General features: G+C 63.1%; 14 protein-coding genes and 1 pseudogene. 10 read left to right on the plus strand and 5 right to left on the minus strand.

Annotated elements, in window-relative coordinates:
- The 3 genes and pseudogenes from CC207_RS01180 to CC207_RS01190 all read left to right on the plus strand — a co-directional run.
- A pseudogene (locus CC207_RS01180) lies at nt 1–977 on the plus strand (aconitate hydratase); the annotation flags it as partial.
- A 129-nt stretch (nt 978–1106) separates the two neighbouring features.
- Entirely contained in the window at nt 1107–1883 is a 777-nt protein-coding gene (locus CC207_RS01185) for a CPBP family intramembrane glutamic endopeptidase (protein WP_028692765.1), read from the plus strand.
- A gap of 200 nt (nt 1884–2083) precedes the next feature.
- Nucleotides 2084–3649: a PAS domain-containing methyl-accepting chemotaxis protein gene (locus CC207_RS01190; RefSeq protein ID WP_028692766.1), complete on the plus strand. Its 1566-nt coding sequence runs from the start codon at nt 2084–2086 to the stop codon at nt 3647–3649.
- Nucleotides 3650–3762: 113 nt separating this feature from the next.
- Here the strand turns inward: CC207_RS01190 and CC207_RS01195 are convergent, their stop codons facing one another.
- The 4 genes from CC207_RS01195 to CC207_RS01210 form a co-directional block, all read right to left on the minus strand.
- On the minus strand, nt 3763–4647 hold the full coding sequence (locus CC207_RS01195) for a pseudouridine synthase (RefSeq protein WP_028692767.1): 885 nt from the start codon (nt 4645–4647) through the stop codon (nt 3763–3765).
- Between the two features lie 49 nt (nt 4648–4696).
- Complete coding sequence (locus tag CC207_RS01200) at nt 4697–5005, minus strand: hypothetical protein (protein WP_028692768.1); 309 nt, start codon at nt 5003–5005, stop codon at nt 4697–4699.
- Nucleotides 5006–5073: 68 nt separating this feature from the next.
- Complete coding sequence (locus CC207_RS01205) at nt 5074–5310, minus strand: glutaredoxin family protein (RefSeq protein ID WP_028692769.1); 237 nt, start codon at nt 5308–5310, stop codon at nt 5074–5076.
- A gap of 72 nt (nt 5311–5382) precedes the next feature.
- On the minus strand, nt 5383–6591 hold the full coding sequence (locus tag CC207_RS01210) for an ammonium transporter (protein WP_088851451.1): 1209 nt from the start codon (nt 6589–6591) through the stop codon (nt 5383–5385).
- Nucleotides 6592–6893: 302 nt separating this feature from the next.
- Here CC207_RS01210 and CC207_RS01215 point away from each other — a divergent pair, with 302 nt between their 5' ends.
- The 6 genes from CC207_RS01215 to CC207_RS01240 all read left to right on the plus strand — a co-directional run bounded on the left by CC207_RS01215 (nt 6894) and on the right by CC207_RS01240 (nt 13867).
- Nucleotides 6894–7205 carry a YqjD family protein gene (locus CC207_RS01215; RefSeq protein WP_028692771.1) on the plus strand — a complete coding sequence of 104 codons (312 nt, stop codon included), beginning with the start codon at nt 6894–6896 and terminating at the stop codon, nt 7203–7205.
- Nucleotides 7206–7214: 9 nt separating this feature from the next.
- Nucleotides 7215–7589 (plus strand): phage holin family protein, encoded by a 375-nt coding sequence (locus tag CC207_RS01220; RefSeq protein ID WP_028692772.1) that lies wholly within the window; start codon nt 7215–7217, stop codon nt 7587–7589.
- A complete protein-coding gene (locus CC207_RS01225) occupies nt 7586–7915 on the plus strand; it encodes a hypothetical protein (RefSeq protein ID WP_028692773.1) in 330 nt (109 codons plus the stop codon). Before CC207_RS01220 ends, CC207_RS01225 begins: the two co-directional genes overlap by 4 nt.
- A 78-nt stretch (nt 7916–7993) precedes the next feature.
- Nucleotides 7994–9325, plus strand: coding sequence for a deoxyguanosinetriphosphate triphosphohydrolase (locus CC207_RS01230; RefSeq protein WP_069016683.1), 1332 nt, complete (start codon nt 7994–7996; stop codon nt 9323–9325).
- A 281-nt stretch (nt 9326–9606) separates the two neighbouring features.
- On the plus strand, nt 9607–10227 hold the full coding sequence (locus CC207_RS01235; RefSeq protein WP_028692775.1) for a response regulator transcription factor: 621 nt from the start codon (nt 9607–9609) through the stop codon (nt 10225–10227).
- A gap of 7 nt (nt 10228–10234) precedes the next feature.
- A complete protein-coding gene (locus tag CC207_RS01240; protein ID WP_028692776.1) occupies nt 10235–13867 on the plus strand; it encodes an ATP-binding protein in 3633 nt (1210 codons plus the stop codon).
- Nucleotides 13868–13897: 30 nt separating this feature from the next.
- Here CC207_RS01240 and CC207_RS01245 read toward each other — a convergent pair whose 3' ends face one another.
- A complete protein-coding gene (locus CC207_RS01245) occupies nt 13898–14242 on the minus strand; it encodes a YggL family protein (protein ID WP_028692777.1) in 345 nt (114 codons plus the stop codon).
- Between the two features lie 186 nt (nt 14243–14428).
- On the opposite strand from CC207_RS01245, the gene dacB reads away from it, so the two are divergent.
- Nucleotides 14429–15892, plus strand: a complete 1464-nt coding sequence (gene dacB / locus CC207_RS01250) for a D-alanyl-D-alanine carboxypeptidase/D-alanyl-D-alanine-endopeptidase (RefSeq protein WP_088851452.1) — start codon at nt 14429–14431, stop codon at nt 15890–15892.
- Nucleotides 15893–16185 lie beyond the last annotated feature (293 nt).

A 16185-nucleotide genomic window follows, 5' to 3' on the forward strand; every position in this document is an offset into this window, starting at 1 on the left:
AGGACTCGCTGGGCACCGGCAAGGATGGCAAGCCCGTGTACCTGCGCGATATCTGGCCCAGCCAGCAGGAGATCGCCGAGGCCGTGGGCAATGTCGACACGCGCATGTTCCACAAGGAATACGCCGAAGTATTCGCCGGCGACGCCCAATGGCAGGCCATCGAGGTGCCCAAGGCGGCCACCTATGTCTGGCAGGACGATTCCACCTATATCCAGCACCCGCCGTTCTTCGACGACATCAGTGGTCCACTGCCGGAAATCGGCGATATCCACGGCGCGCGCATCCTTGCCCTGCTCGGCGACTCGGTGACCACAGACCATATCTCCCCGGCTGGCAACATCAAGGCCGACAGCCCGGCCGGCCGCTACCTGCGCGGCAAGGGCGTGGAACCGCGGGACTTCAACTCCTACGGCTCACGGCGCGGCAACCATGAGGTGATGATGCGCGGCACCTTCGCCAACATCCGCATCCGCAACGAGATGCTCGGTGGCGAGGAAGGTGGCAACACACTGTACGTACCCACGGGCGAGAAACTGTCGATCTACGATGCCGCCATGCGCTACCAGCAGGATGGCACGCCGCTGGTGGTGATCGCCGGACAGGAATACGGCACCGGCTCCAGCCGCGACTGGGCGGCCAAGGGCACCAACCTGCTGGGGGTCAAGGCGGTGCTGGCGGAAAGCTTCGAGCGCATCCATCGCTCCAACCTGGTGGGCATGGGCGTGCTGCCGTTGCAGTTCAAGGCTGGCGACGACCGCAAGCGCCTCGGGTTGACCGGCAAGGAACGCATCGATGTGCTGGGCCTTGGCGGCGCGCAGATCCGCCCGGGCATGAGCCTGCCGGTGCGCATTACCCGCGAGGACGGACGCCAGGAGCAGATCGAGGTACTGTGCCGGATCGATACCCTCAATGAGGTGGAGTACTTCAAGTCGGGAGGGATCCTTCATTATGTGCTGCGGCAATTGATCGCAGGGTAAGGCCCCATCGCGGGGCAAGCCCGCTCCCACGCAATGTGGGGGCTTGCCCCGCGTGGCTGATTTCAGGTGTCCTGACGGCCAAACGAGGAGTCCTACCCTCCTCGGATTCACCGGCACTAAGGAAATGTCATGCCTCTTCCCCATTGGATCGCCCTGATCCTGCTCGCCCTCGGCTATGCGATCGCCCTGACCTACGGCAGCCTCGGTCTCGCTGCCCTGCCCGCCTTGCTCGCCCTGCTGTGCAGTGCCCTGCTCGCTCGACGTCCGGTACGCTGGCAACAAAGCCTCGGCCACCTGTTGTTCATCCTCCTGGCCATCGCCCTGGCCTTGCACTGGCTACCCGGCTTCCACAGCGCCAAGGTGATCGACAAGGCCGTGCTCAGCGACGGCGCCGTGCCCTTCTCCCTGTACCTCAACCTCGACAAGCCCCTGATCGGCCTGTGGTTGCTGCTGGCCTGCCCGTGGCTGATCATGCTGCGCCCACGCGGCCTGTTGCCGGGCCTGGCGCTGACCCTGCCCCTGACCCTGCTCGCCTGCCTGGGCGGCGCCTGGGCCCTGGGCATGGTGGCCTGGGCACCGAAATGGCCCGACCAGGCCTGGCTGTGGCTGCTGAACAACCTGCTACTGGTAAGCCTGACCGAGGAACTGCTGTTCCGTGGCTACATCCAGGGCGGCCTGCAACGTCTGTTCAGGCACGAGGGGCTGGCATTGCTGGTGGCCGCGCTGTTGTTCGGCCTTGCGCACCTGGCCGGTGGCTGGCAATGGTTCTACCTGGCGACCCTGGCCGGAGTGGGGTATGGTCTGGCCTATCGCCATGGTGGGTTGGCGACGGCGGTGCTCTGCCACACCTGCGTCAACCTGGCGCACTTCGCCGCTTTCAGCTACCCGATGCTGGCCCCGCATTGAACAATCGGTCATGATCAGACCTATTCGTCATCATTTATAAAGAAAACTGCAATATTGGCGGCAACGGCTGCGATCAGGTGGGCTGCATTAGCTCAGCGGCACTGATGGCACCTTGCCCCAGATCAAGCCAGTTAAATATTCATTCAATAAAACCAGAGGCTTGCCGATACCCGTCGAAAGCCTTGCGGATTGAACAGCCAATGCGTAACAACCAGCCGATTACCCAGAGAGAACGGACTTTCCCTGCCCAGCAGCGGTTGATCTCCACCACCAACGCCAAGGGCGTGATCACCTACTGCAACGATGCCTTCATCGAGATCAGCGGTTTCACCCGCGAGGAATTGATGGGCGCGCCGCACAACCTTGTGCGCCATCCCGATGTGCCGCCGGCCGTGTTCGCCCACATGTGGCAGACCCTCAAGCAAGGCCTGCCGTGGATGGGCATCGTCAAGAACCGCTGCAAGTCGGGTGACCATTACTGGGTGAATGCCTACGTCACGCCGATCTTCGACAACAACCAGGTAATTGGTTATGAGTCGGTGCGGGTCAAGCCCACCGCCGAGCAGATCCGTCGCGCCGAGGCGCTGTACCAGCGCATCAACCAGGGCCGCTCGGCCATCCCGAAACGCGACAAGTGGCTGCCGGTGCTACAGGACTGGCTGCCGTTCATCCTGGTCAGCCAGATCGGCTTCCTGATCGGCAACTGGCTCGGTCACTCCTGGGGCTTCGCCCTGGCCGCCGGCCTGTCGGTGCCGCTCGGCCTGCTCGGCCTGAGCTGGCAGCAGCGCGGCCTCAAGCGCTTGCTGCGCCTGGCCGAACAGACCACTTCCGATCCGCTGATCGCGCAGATGTACACCGACAGCCGCGGTGTCCAGGCACGCCTGGAAATGGCCATGCTCAGCCAGGACGCACGGATGAAGACCTGCCTGACCCGCCTGCAGGACAGCGCCGAGCAGCTCAGCGACCAGGCACGCCAGTCCGACGCCTTGGCCCACCAGAGTTCCTCGGGCCTGGAGCGCCAGCGGGTGGAAACCGAGCAGGTCGCCGCCGCCGTCAACCAGATGGCCGCCACCACCCAGGAAGTGGCCAACCATGTCCAGCGCACCGCTGACGCCACCCAGGAAGCCAATCGCCTGACCAGCCAGGGCCGTAACATCGCCGGCGAAACCCGTGACGCCATCGAGCGGCTGTCCGCCGCCGTGGGCGAGACCGGGCTGACCGTCACCCAGCTGGCCAAGGACAGCGACGAGATCGGCGGCGTGGTCGATGTGATCAAGGGCATCGCCGACCAGACCAACCTGCTGGCGCTCAACGCCGCCATCGAAGCGGCACGCGCCGGCGAGATGGGCCGCGGCTTTGCCGTGGTCGCCGACGAGGTCCGTCAGTTGGCCCAGCGCACCGCCGAATCCACCGGGCAGATCCACACCCTGATCGCCAAGCTGCAACAGACCGCCAACAACGCGGTGCAGACCATGGAGACCGGCCACCGCCAGGCCCAGGAAGGTGTCGAGCGGGTGATGGAGGCCGACCAGGCGTTGGTAGGCATCAGCGAGGCCGTGGCCAACATCACCGACATGGCGACCCAGATCGCCGCCGCCACCGAAGAGCAGAGCGCGGTGGCCGAGGAGATCAGCCGCAACATCAGCACCATCGCCGACCTGGCCGACCAGACCTCCGGCCAGGCCCAGCGCTCGGCGCTGCTCAGCGAAGAACTGACCAGCACCGCGGGTACCCAGTACTCGCTGGTGGAACGCTTCAACCGCTGAGTCCACAGAGCGCCGCTTACGCGGCGCATCGCCGGCAAGCCCGCTCCCACACCGGCCGCACCGATTTCCAGACCTGCGCCGTACCTGTGGGAGCGAGCTTGCCGGCGATGTTTCTACCAGTCGAGCGTCAGCCGGCTCTCGAAATACCGCACCTCACCCGTCAACGGATCCTCGAAGCACAGGCTGTGGGCCAGCAGCTTGAGTGGCCGTGCGTAATCATCCTGCTCGTTGACCAGCTGCGGATAGAACGGATCGTTGCAGATCCCCGCGCCCAGCGCCGCCATGTGCACCCGCAACTGGTGGGTCTTGCCGGTGACCGGTGACAGGCCATAGCGCCACAGCTCGCCGTTTTTCTCCAGCACACAGGCATGAGTTTCACTGTTATCGGCCCCTTCCACTTCATGCATGCGAAAGAACGGCTCGCCATGCACCAGGCGGCTGCGGTGCACCAGCGGGTAGTCATGCTGCGGCATGGCCGCGGCGATGGCCTGGTAGTGCTTGTCGATACGCCGCTCGGGAAACAGACGCTGATAGACGCCACGGCTTTGCGGGTTGGCGGAAAACAGCACCAACCCGGCGGTGTGTCGGTCGATGCGGTGCAGCGGCACCAGGTGCGGGTTGTCCAGGCGCCGGATGAGCCGGCGCAGCAGCGTCTGTTCGACGTACTCGCCGGTGGGGGTGACCGGCAAGAAGTGCGGCTTGTCCGCCACCACCAGGTGCTCGTCGACATGCAGGATCTCTTCCTGCACCGGGATCACTTTTTCATTGGGTACTTCACGGAAATAGTGCAGGCGCATGCCTTGCCGGTAGCGCGTATCCGCCGCAATGGGCTGGCCGTCGGCATTCAACACCCGACCACGGGCGAAGCGGTCGAGCCATTGCTCACGGTCGACGCCCTTGAAATGATCACACAGACAGTCAAGCACAGTCGTCCAGAGGCCCGGAGGCAGGCATACTGTACTGGCTTGCTGGCGGGAGGGGTCGAAAGGCGTGGTCATCGTCGGGCTCGGTTCTGCGGGGCAGGCATTATCCCCCAGCTCGCGCCCCTCAACCAGCCTCGCTGACCGGCTCGCAGCGCGCCTTGAGCCAGCGCAACACTTGTACCGCGTCCCAGCGCCCCGGATCGTAGAGGGCGTAGCTCAGGCCCTGGTAGCCCACCACGTCCAGCGGACGGTGGAAGCCAGCGCGCTGGAACAGCGCCTCGATCTCGGCGAAGCAGGTATTGAAATGCACCTTGCCGAACGGCGTGCGCTCGTCGGTGACGATGCCGTCGAGGCGCAGTTCCAGCACGGCCTCGTACACACGCTCGGGAGCCATGTGATTGATGCTGTACTTGAGTTGCTCGACATTGAGCATGGCTTCACCTCGAATACTGTATTTATATACAGCATACGGAGCGAGACCCCTGCTCGTCAATGTGCGACTCAGCCGAGGAAGGCCACCACCTGCTCGGCATCGAACGGCCAGCCCAGCTCGGCACCGGTGTCGCAACGGCGTAGCACCGGGATGCTCAGCCCGTAGCGTTCGAACAGTGCCTCGCTGTCGGCGATATCGACCAGCTCGACCAGCAGACCGTGCTCGACGAGAGGCATCAGCACGGCCTCGGCCACTTCGCACAGGTGGCACCCCACGGTGCCGAACAACTGGGTTTCAGGGAGCATGCAGACATCCGTAATTCGCATGAATGGATGCTCATTCTAGGTCCGAGCCCGCCGGCGCGCACCTGACCTGGCTCAATCCTGACTAGTGGCGCCGATCCTGTGCACGGCCAGGTCCGCCCCCTGGAACTCCTCTTCGTGACTCAGGCGCAGGCCATGCAGCGCCTTGATCAGGCCATACACGGCAAAACCCCCGGCCAGCGCCACCAGCACGCCCACCAGGCTTCCCAGCAGCTGGCTGACCAGGCTGACGCCGCCCAACCCACCCAGGGCTGCCTGGCCGAACACACCGCAGGCGATGCCACCCCACACGCCGCACAGGCCATGCAATGGCCACACCCCCAGCACGTCGTCGATCTTCCAGCGATTCTGCGCGGCGGTGAAGCACCAGACGAACAGTCCACCGGCCACCAGCCCGGTGACCAGCGCGCCCACCGGGTGCATCAGGTCGGACCCCGCGCACACCGCCACCAGGCCTGCCAACGGGCCGTTGTGCAGGAAGCCCGGATCGTTGCGCCCGGCCAACAAGGCCGACAACGTGCCGCCAACCATCGCCATCAGCGAGTTGATTGCCACCAACCCACTCACCCCCTGCAGGGTCTGCGCACTCATGACGTTGAAGCCGAACCAGCCGATGATCAAGATCCACGAACCCAGCGCCAGAAATGGAATACTCGACGGCGCGAACGCCACCAGGCGCCCGTCGCGGTAGCGGCCCCGCCGCGCACCGAGCAGCAGCACCGCCGCCAGCGCCAACCAGCCACCCATGGCGTGCACCACCACGGAACCGGCGAAATCATGGAACGGCGCACCGAAACGCGCCTGCAACCAGGCTTGCAAGCCGAAGTTGCCATTCCACACCACGCCTTCGAACAACGGGTAAATGAACGCCACGATCAATGCCGTCGCGCATAGTTGCGGCGCGAAGCGGGCGCGCTCGGCGATACCGCCGGAGATGATCGCCGGAATGGCTGCGGCAAAGGTCAGCAGGAAGAAGCACTTGACCAGGGCATAGCCGTGATCGTTGGCCAGGGTCGCCGCCGGCTGCAGGAAACTCACGCCGTATGCGACCCAGTAACCGATGAAGAAATACACCAGAGCCGAGATGGCGAAGTCGCTGATGATCTTCGACAAGGCGTTGACCTGGTTCTTGTGCCGCACCGTGCCAACCTCGAGAAAGGCGAACCCCGCGTGCATGGCCAGGACCAGGATCGCGCCCATGAGGATGAACAAGGTGTTGGAGCCATGGACCAGTGAGTCCATCGCGCTGTGCATGTTTTCCATGAAGTGGCAGACCTGCAAAAAGGCACCAGGACAGTTCAAGAACCGGCATCCGTGCACCGGATCGGTGCCAGGCCCCTGCCCTGTTTCGGTGAACCGGGCGGAACCTGCGTGGTTTTTTCTTGGGTTTGTCGTGGATTGAGTTAAGGTTTAGCGGTATCCGCAGCGCTGGCGCATGGTTTCGGCGCAAGTCTTGGCGGACACGCACCGCTTTTTAGCAAGCGCTGTACCAACATATTCCGCTGAACCTTCCGCGGCACCGATCACTCGAAATAGCCAGTACACATTCACAGGGAGGCCCCTCCATGGCCAGCAAATCGGCAAAGACTGCACAGGAAATATTGATGGCTGACTTCCAGGCCTTGGTCCGCGACACCGAGAAGCTGCTCGCCGACACCGCCAACCTGGCCGGCGACCAGGCTGACGAACTGCGCGAGCAGATCCACGAACGCCTGGTGCAGGCCCGCGAGACCCTGCAACTGACCCAGGATTCAGTGCGTGCCCGCGGCCAAGCGGCCCTTGGCAACGCCGAACAGTACGTACAGGAGAACCCGTGGCAGGCCATTGGCATCGCCGCCGGCGTCGGCCTGCTGATCGGCCTGCTGGCCAAGCGCTGAGGAGCCGGCATGGATAACGACGCCATCGGCACGGGCGCCTCCGGTCGGCGCCTGGGCGCGGCCATATTGGGTCTGCTGCACAGCCATATCGAGCTGTTCGGCATCGAGTTGCAGGAGCAAAAGGCCCGCACCCTCAGCCTGCTGTTGTTCGCGGGCCTGGCCTTGGTGTTCGCCCTGCTGCTGCTGACCGCGCTGTCGGGCCTGCTGCTGGTGCTGCTGTGGGACAGCTATCGCCTGGCCGGGATCATCGGCCTGTGCGTGTTCTACGGGGTCGCCGCGCTATACTGCGGCCTGCGTCTTAAGGCCGCGGTGTTCGATGAGTCCTCGCCGTTCAACGCCACCCTCCAGGAGTTGGCCAAAGATCGGGAGCGCCTGCTGCCATGAGTCTGCCCGAACTGCCCAACACCCGTAACCCGCGCGAGCTGCGCAAGGCGCTGCTGCGCCTGCGCATGGAAATGCACCGCCAGGAAATCCGCCACGAGTCCGGCCAGTTGCTTGAACCGGTCCGCCGCCTGCGCGGGATGGGCAACTCGTTCGGCGAGGGCCTTGGGGTCAAGCATGGCTCACTGTGGGGCATCGGCGCCGTCGTTGCCCTGGGTTTTCTCACCGGCAAGGGCGTGCGCAGCGGCAACCTGACGCGCTTGATTCGGGTGGGAACCAGCCTGGTTCCACTGATCCGCCTGTTCCTCGGTAACAGCCGCCGCCCCTGAAGCCAAGGTGCGCCCGACGCTTGCACGGGCGCGCCGGACGCAGGAAGCTATCCCGACTCTACGATGGGAGAACACGCCTTGGACTGGCACACCCTGCTAACCCGCGAACGACTGGGCAAAGCCCTTTACAGCCCCGAGGAGCTTGGCCGCAGCCCGTTCCACAAAGATCACGACCGCATCATCTTCTCTGGCGCGTTCCGTCGCCTGGGGCGCAAGACCCAGGTGCACCCGGTATCCAGCAACGATCACATCCACACACGCCTGACCCATTCACTGGAGGTCAGCTGCGTCGGTCGCTCGCTAGGCATGCGCGTCGGCGAGACCCTGCGCGAGCAACTGCCGGCCTGGTGCGAGCCGAGCGATCTGGGAATGATCGTGCAGTCGGCCTGCCTGGCCCATGACATCGGCAACCCGCCGTTCGGCCACTCCGGCGAGGACGCCATCCGTCACTGGTTCCAGCAGGCGGCCGGGCGTGGCTGGCTGGACGACATGAGTGACGACCAGCGCGCCGACTTTCTCAACTTCGAAGGCAACGCCCAGGGCTTTCGCGTGCTCACCCAGCTCGAATACCACCAGTTTGACGGTGGCATGCGCCTTACCTACGCCACCCTTGGCGCCTACCTCAAGTACCCATGGGCGGCACGTCACGCGGATGCCTTGGGCTATAAGAAGCACAAGTTCGGCTGTTACCAGAGCGAACTGGGGCTGCTCGAGCAGATCGCCGGCAAGCTCGGCCTGCCGCAGCTAGAGCACCAACGCTGGGCCCGTCACCCGCTGGTGTATCTGATGGAGGCCGCGGACGACATCTGCTACGCCCTGATCGACCTCGAGGACGGGCTGGAGATGGACTTGCTGCAGTACGCAGAGGTCGAGGCTCTGCTGCTGGACCTGGTGGGCGACGATCTACCGGAAACCTATCGCCTGCTGGGGCCCGGTGAATCGCGCAGGCGAAAGTTGGCGATCCTGCGCGGCAAAGCCATCGAGCACCTGACCAACGCCGCCGCCCAGGCCTTCGTCGAACAGCAGCAGGCCCTGCTCGTTGGCCGGCTGACGGGCGACCTGGTCGAGCACATGCACGGGCCGGCGCAACGCTGCGTGCTGCAGGCCAAGGACATGGCACGCAAGAAAATATTCCAGGACAAACGCAAGACCCTTCACGAGATCGGAGCGTACACGACCCTGGAGATCCTGCTCAACACCTTCTGTGGCGCGGCGCTGGAACAGCATGGCGGCCGCGTTCCGTCCTTCAAGAGCCGGCGGGTTCTGGACCTGATCGGCAACAACGCTCCCGACCCTCACGGTTCACTGCACAGCGCCTTCCTGCGCATGATTGACTTCATCGCCGGGATGACCGACAGCTACGCCAGCGAAATGGCGCTGGAAATGACCGGGCGCTCAAGTCCGAAGTAATGACGGGACGAGGTGGCAGGCGTCTGTTTGCCACCGACGTTTAATATGCGTGAAATTTCCCACGCAATATCGCTTGATATTAAACACGTCCACCAACAACACCGACAAAAACGATCAAATCCTGATAAATCCCTACCAACATCCACATCACTCGTAGCAATGCTTCGTAAGTGCTGTAAGTAAATTCCTATATCCCCGATTTGGCAACCACTTCCCTGCCCGTCGACATTCAACTGAGCTAATGTGCCGGCTGCCTTCACGCGCAGCATGGAATGTTGAATATGCACTCAGTCTTTATAGTTGATGACCATCCCGTCATACGCCTGGCAATACGGATGTTGCTGGAAAACCAGGGATACAAGGTAGTCGGTGAATCGGACAATGGCGTGGACGCCATGCAGATTATCCGTGAAACCCCGCCCGATCTGGTTATCCTCGACATCAGCATCCCCAAGCTGGACGGTCTGGAAATGCTTTCGCGCCTGCAGGCCATGGCCATTCCGCTGAAGGTTCTGGTACTGACCGCCCAAGCACCGGCCCTGTTCGCCGTGCGCTGCATGCATTCCGGCGCTGCCGGGTATGTGTGCAAACAGGAAGACCTCAGTGAATTGCTCAGCGCCATCAAGGCCGTACTGTCGGGATATAACTATTTTCCCAGCCAGGCGCTCAATCCACCTCCAACAGGTAGCAACCAGGAGCTGGAGCTGTTTCGCCAAGTCAATGACCGGGAACTCATGGTCTTGCAACTATTTGCTCAGGGACGCAGCAACAAGGAGATCGCCAAGGGCATGTTCCTCAGCAACAAGACTGTCAGCACCTACAAGAAACGCCTGATGCACAAGTTGCGCGCCAGCACATTGGTGGAGTTGATCGACGTCGCCAAGCGCAACGCGCTGGTCTGAGGTCATGATGTGGAGGTGTATCGTTACATCGCTGCTCTGCCTCGGGCTGGGTACGCCACTGCAAGGCGCCGGCGTGACCGTCGACACGGGCCGGACCTATACCCTGCTCAGCCGCTCGGCGCCTGCTTCCGTCCAGCCGTCCCTGACACCCGCCCAGCGCGAATGGCTCGCAGAGCGCCAGGAACTGGTACTGGGTACCTCGGCTCCCGACTACCCACCATTCGACATTGCAACCGGTGGGCGCGAGTACCAAGGACTGACCGCCGACTACGCCGGCCTGGTCGGCAGCGCCTTGGGCCTGCCGGTCCGGGTGCAGCGTTTTCCCAGCCGGCCGGCCGCGGTCGCCGCACTGAAAAGCGGCCATATCGACCTGCTGGGTAGCGCCAACGGCTATGAGGCGGTGACCCAGGGTCTTGCATTGTCGCTCCCCTACGCCATTGACCAACCGGTGCTGGTAACCCGCGAGGATGAAACCCGGGCGCTGGACACCGGTCTCGCAGGCATGCGCCTGAGCATGCTGTATCACTACCTGCCGCCCGGGGAGATCCGCGCCAACTATCCAAAGGCCGAGTTACTTACCTTCGAGTCGTCCACACAGGCACTGAATGCCGTGGCCTTCGAGCAGGCCGACGTGTTCATCGGTGACACCATCTCTACTCATTACCTGATCAGTCAGGGCCACCTGCCGCACCTGCGCATGGCCAACTTCGGTAAGCACGAAGCCGTGGGCTTCAGTTTTGCCATGCGCGAGGACGCGCGCATCCTTCAGTCCCTGGTGGACGCCGCGCTCGACGCCCAGCCCAACGCCACCCGCAACGACATCTTCAAGCGCTGGAGTGCCAGCAGCGGCAGCCTGCTGACTGACCGCAAGCTACAGCTATCGGTACGCGAGGAAAAGTGGCTGAGCGAGCACCCGATCATGCGGGTGGTGGTCAACGATACTGCAGCCCCCCTGACATTCTTCGACAACAATGACCGCCTGCGAGGCATTGTCGCCGACCTGCTCGAACTGATCCGCCTGCGTACCGGCCTGCGCTTCGAGATTCGTCGCGCGAGTGGCGATGGCGACATGATCGACCAGCTTGAGTCTGGTCGTGCCGACATCATCGCCAGCCTCTCCACCGATGCCCGTCGGGTCAATCCACTGCAGGTCAGCCGCCCCTACCTGGAAAGCGCCTACGTGCTGGTCAGCCACACCGGCAACGACCAACCCAGCAGCCTGAAGCAACTCAAGGGCAAGCGTGTCGCCGTGCCTCGCGACAGCACGGTGGCCACCCTGCTGACGACACGCCACCCAGGCATCCACCAGGTCGCCACCGAAAGCACCTACTACTCCATGGTGCTGCTCGGCAGCGGCGCGGTGGATGCGGCGATCGCCACCCTGATCGATGCCAACCACATGCTCGCTACCAGCAACGATCTGGTCATCCGCAGCACCGTGGGCACGGAGCCAGCGGCGTTCTCCATGGCGACCGCCGCTGACGCCAGCGAACTGGGTGCAATACTCGACAAAGCATTGCTGAGCATTTCGCCGGAAGAACTGGGCGTGATCAACAGTCGCTGGCGGGACCACGGCCTGCAGGACGACGCCTACTGGCGCAACTACCGTCGGGTAATCCTGCAGGTGGTGGGGGTGATTGCCGTCCTGTTGGTGCTCGCACTGGTATGGAATGCCCGGCTGCGCCGCCAGATCAAACAGCGCCAGCGGGCCGAGCGGGCGCTGAACGACCAGTTGGAGTTCATGGGCGCGTTGCTCAACGGCACGCCTCATCCGATGTATGTACGCGATCGTGAAGGACGCCTGCAAAGCTGCAACGACAGCTACCTGCAGGCGGTCGGCGCCGACCTCGAGCAGGTTCTGGGCAAACGCCTGGAGGATGCGCCCTACAGCGACTGCGACTACACACTCCAAGTCCAGGACGACTACCAGCGGGTAATGGCGCAGGGTAAGCCGTTGATTCTCGACCGCCCGCTGCGCCTGAAGGACCGCGACCTGACGATCTATCACTGGATCCTGCCCTACCGCGATTCGCTGGGCGAAATGCAAGGCATCATCGGTGGCTGGATCGACATCAGCGAACGCCGCAACCTGGTCCAGGACCTGCGCCTGGCCAAGCAGCAGGCCGATGATGCCAACCGAGCCAAGAGCACTTTCCTGGCCACCATCAGCCATGAGATCCGTACTCCGATGAACGCACTCATCGGCATGCTTGAGCTGGCCCTTAGACATGCCGATCAGGGCAAGCTGGACCGCCCGGCGCTGGAGGTCGCCCATCATTCGGCCAGTGACCTGCTGGGGCTGATCGGCGACATCCTGGACATCGCCCGTATCGAGTCAGGACAAATGTCCCTGGCCCCCGAACCTGTAGACCTCGCGGCCCTGATCGAGTCGGTAGGACGTGTGTTCGATGGCCTGGCCCGACACAAGGGCCTGGTACTGGACATCGTGATCGCCAGCGAGGCACGCTGCCATGCGATGCTTGACCCGCTGCGTTTCAAGCAGGTGCTGTCGAACCTGGTGAGCAATGCGATCAAGTTCACCGAACAAGGACAGGTGCGCATCACCGCCAGGGTGCGCAACGACTGCGAGCAAGACTTGCCGACGCTCGACCTCGAAGTCCGTGACAGCGGTATCGGGATCCACGAGCAAGACCTGCCGCGCCTGTTCTCTCCCTTCGTGCAAGCCAACCCCCATAGCGTCGGTGCCCGAGCCGGCACCGGGCTCGGGCTGGTCATCAGCCGCGATCTGTGCGCGATGATGGGCGGCGAGCTCACCCTGCAGAGCCTACAGGGTGTCGGTACCCGCGTGCGCTTGGTGATGCCCTTGCAATGTGTCGAATCAGTAGCGGTCCTGCCGCGACTCGCCACGGACATCCTGCAACCCGAGCAGCAGTTGAACATCCTGGTGGTAGACGACCACCCGGCCAACCTGCTGTTGATGGCCCAGCAACTGAACTACCTGGGGTTGAGCCAGGAAAGTGCCGAAGAGGGATGCGAAGGGTTGCGCAAATGGCGCGAGGGCTGCTTCGATGTACTCATCGTCGATTGCAACATGCCGCAGATGAATGGCTACCAGCTGGCCAGAGCTGTGCGCATGGAAGAGCGCCTGCAGGATCGGCCACGCTGTACCATCCTGGGCTACACCGCCAATGCCCAGCCCGAGGTGCGTCAGCAGTGTCTCGACGCCGGCATGGACGACTGCCTGCTCAAGCCCATCGGCCTGCAAGTGCTGGGGCAACGCCTGAAGGGCATTGCACGGATCCCCCGACAGGACCACGGCAAGTCTGCCCCGCCCCCACGCTTCGACCTTGAAGGCCTGTCCGTGATCGTCGGCGACAACCTCGCCGATCGCGACCGCATTCTCGACACTTTGCTTCTGAGCCTGCGCCAGGACCTGAAAATTCTGATGGCCATAGATCCGCAACGTGAAGGTGCCGAGCTGTCGCTACAGGCACACAAGATCCTCAGCGCGGGGCGAATGCTGGATGCGCAGGCATTGATCGAAGCGTGTGAAGCGCTGGAGGAGACGAACTTGTCACAGGCAGAACTGAAAAGGCGTCGCCAGGTGCTGGCGCGGCACATGCGCCGCGTGGAGAAGGCCCTGGCCAGGCAGCGGGAGCGCCTGGCCGAAGCCAAATAAGGGTGGTACAGGCCGTACCGCCCTTATTGATCAGGAAGCCGGATTGACCGGTTTTTCCGGGTACCAGGCGTCCAGCAGCGGGCTGACTTCGATCTTGGTCAGTTCGCTGCGGCCTTTCAGCCAGGCTTCGACAGCGGCGCGCTGTTCTTCGCTGACCGAACCGCGGGTAGCCTTGCAGACCAGGCCGAAGTCGTCACCGCCGACGTAGTCCAGGCCGTTGGCATCCATGGCTTCAGCCAGGAAAGCGTCGAGGAAGGCATCAATGGCTTCATCGGACAGGTCTTCCTTGAAGTCCAGGTTCAGTTCGAAACCCAGCTCCTGGAATTCGTCCACGCACAGTTTCTTGCGCAGGCGACGGGAACGGTTGGTAGCCATGAAACAATCCTCTCAATTAATTACGCGCGGCACTTTACCAGTTTCCGGCGCCTAACGGCGCTTTTCCGTCGAATGAAGCCCATGCACGTTCTGCTTGGGGCATAATGCGCACTACATTTTGTCCTGGGGCCATCACTTCCTACAGCCCCGTTGTCTTTTCCCCTCGCCTGCAGGGTTTGTCCATTTATGATCAAGACGCTCCGCCCACTGCTGCTCGCCGGCCTGTTCCTGCCCCTTTCGCTGTCCGTGCAGGCCGCCACCGTCAACACCAGCCTGCCACCCAAGGTGCAGCAGGCGCTCAAGACCAACAAGCTACAGGACTCTGCCCTGTCCCTGGTCATGCTGCCACTGGATGGCCCGGGCACGGCAACCGTGTTCAACGCCGACGTGTCGGTCAACCCGGCCTCGACCATGAAACTGGTCACCACCTACGCCGCGCTGGAACTGCTGGGGCCGACCTTCCAATGGAAGACCGAGTTCTATACAGACGGTACCCTGAGCAATGGCGTGCTCAACGGCAACCTGTACCTCAAGGGTGGCGGCGACCCCAAGCTGAACATGGAGAAGCTCTGGCTGCTGATGCGCGATCTGCGCGCCAACGGTGTGCGCACCGTGACCGGCGACCTGGTCCTTGACCGTAGCCACTTCGTGCAGCCCAACCTGCCGCAGTTCGATGACGACGGCGGCGACGAGAACAAGCCGTTCCTGGTCAAGCCGGACTCTTTGCTGGTCAACCTCAAAGCCCTGCGCTTCGTCGCCCGCAACGACGGTGGCAAGGTCAATGTCTCGGTCGAGCCGCCGATCGCCAGCATCCGCATCGACAACCAGGTCAAGGCCGTCGCCGGCAAGCAGTGCACCGGCGATGTGCGCTACAACCCGGTAGCCCAGCCGGACGGTGTCAGCGTGACGATCAGTGGCCAGCTCGCCGATGGCTGCAACTCGCAGACCTATCTGTCACTGCTGGACCACCCGACCTACGCGGCCGGCGCCGTGCGGGCGATCTGGAACGAGCTGGGCGGCAGCATCCAGGGCCGTGACCGCATCGAGAACGTGCCCAAGAGCGCTCGCCTGTTGGCCCGCGCTTTCTCGCCGGACTTGGTCGAAGTCATCCGCGATATCAACAAGTACAGCAACAACACCATGGCCCAGCAGCTTTTCCTGAGCCTTGGCGCGCAGTTCCGCACCGACGCTGACGGCGACGACGCCCGTGCCGCCCAGCGTGTGGTGCGACAGTGGATGGCCAAGAAAGGCATCACTTCGCCGCACCTGGTGATGGAGAACGGCTCGGGCCTGTCCCGTGCCGAGCGGGTCAGCACCCGAGAGATGGCGGCACTGTTGCAAGCGGCCTGGAAGAGTCCTTACGCGGCGGAGTTCATCAGCTCGATGCCGCTGGTAGGGATGGACGGCACCATGCGCAAGCGGCTCAAGCGCACGGCCGTGACCGGTGAAGGGCACATCAAGACCGGGACCCTGAATACCGTGCGGGCGATTGCCGGGTTCAGCCGGGACAGTAACGGGCACACCTGGGCGGTGGCGGCCATTCTCAATGATCCCAAGCCTTGGGGGGCTTCCCAGGTGCTGGACCAAGTGTTGCTGGATCTTTACCGGCAGCCGAAGGCGGGGAATGGGACTGTTGGGGTGATGCCTTGATTTGAGTGGGCTTGGGCTTTCAGGGTGGTGGTTTTGAGGGTTGTAAGCGCATTCATTGGCGATGGTGACGCATAGTCACCTTCTCGCCCTTACGGCCAGCCCTTTCAAGGTGTTGAAAATTAGCGTTCGACTTGGAATTGCCGGGGTCGCTTTGCGACCCCGGCAATATTGAGCTGAAAACGTCATATCTCAAAAATCGCAAGACCTTGAAAGGGCTGGCCGTAAGGGCGAGAAGGTGACTATGCGTCACCATCGCCAATGAATGCGCTTACAACCCTCAAAACCACCACCCT

The organism is Pseudomonas sp. DrBHI1, from assembly GCF_002205115.1.
In the GTDB taxonomy this organism is placed as follows: domain Bacteria; phylum Pseudomonadota; class Gammaproteobacteria; order Pseudomonadales; family Pseudomonadaceae; genus Aquipseudomonas; species Aquipseudomonas mosselii.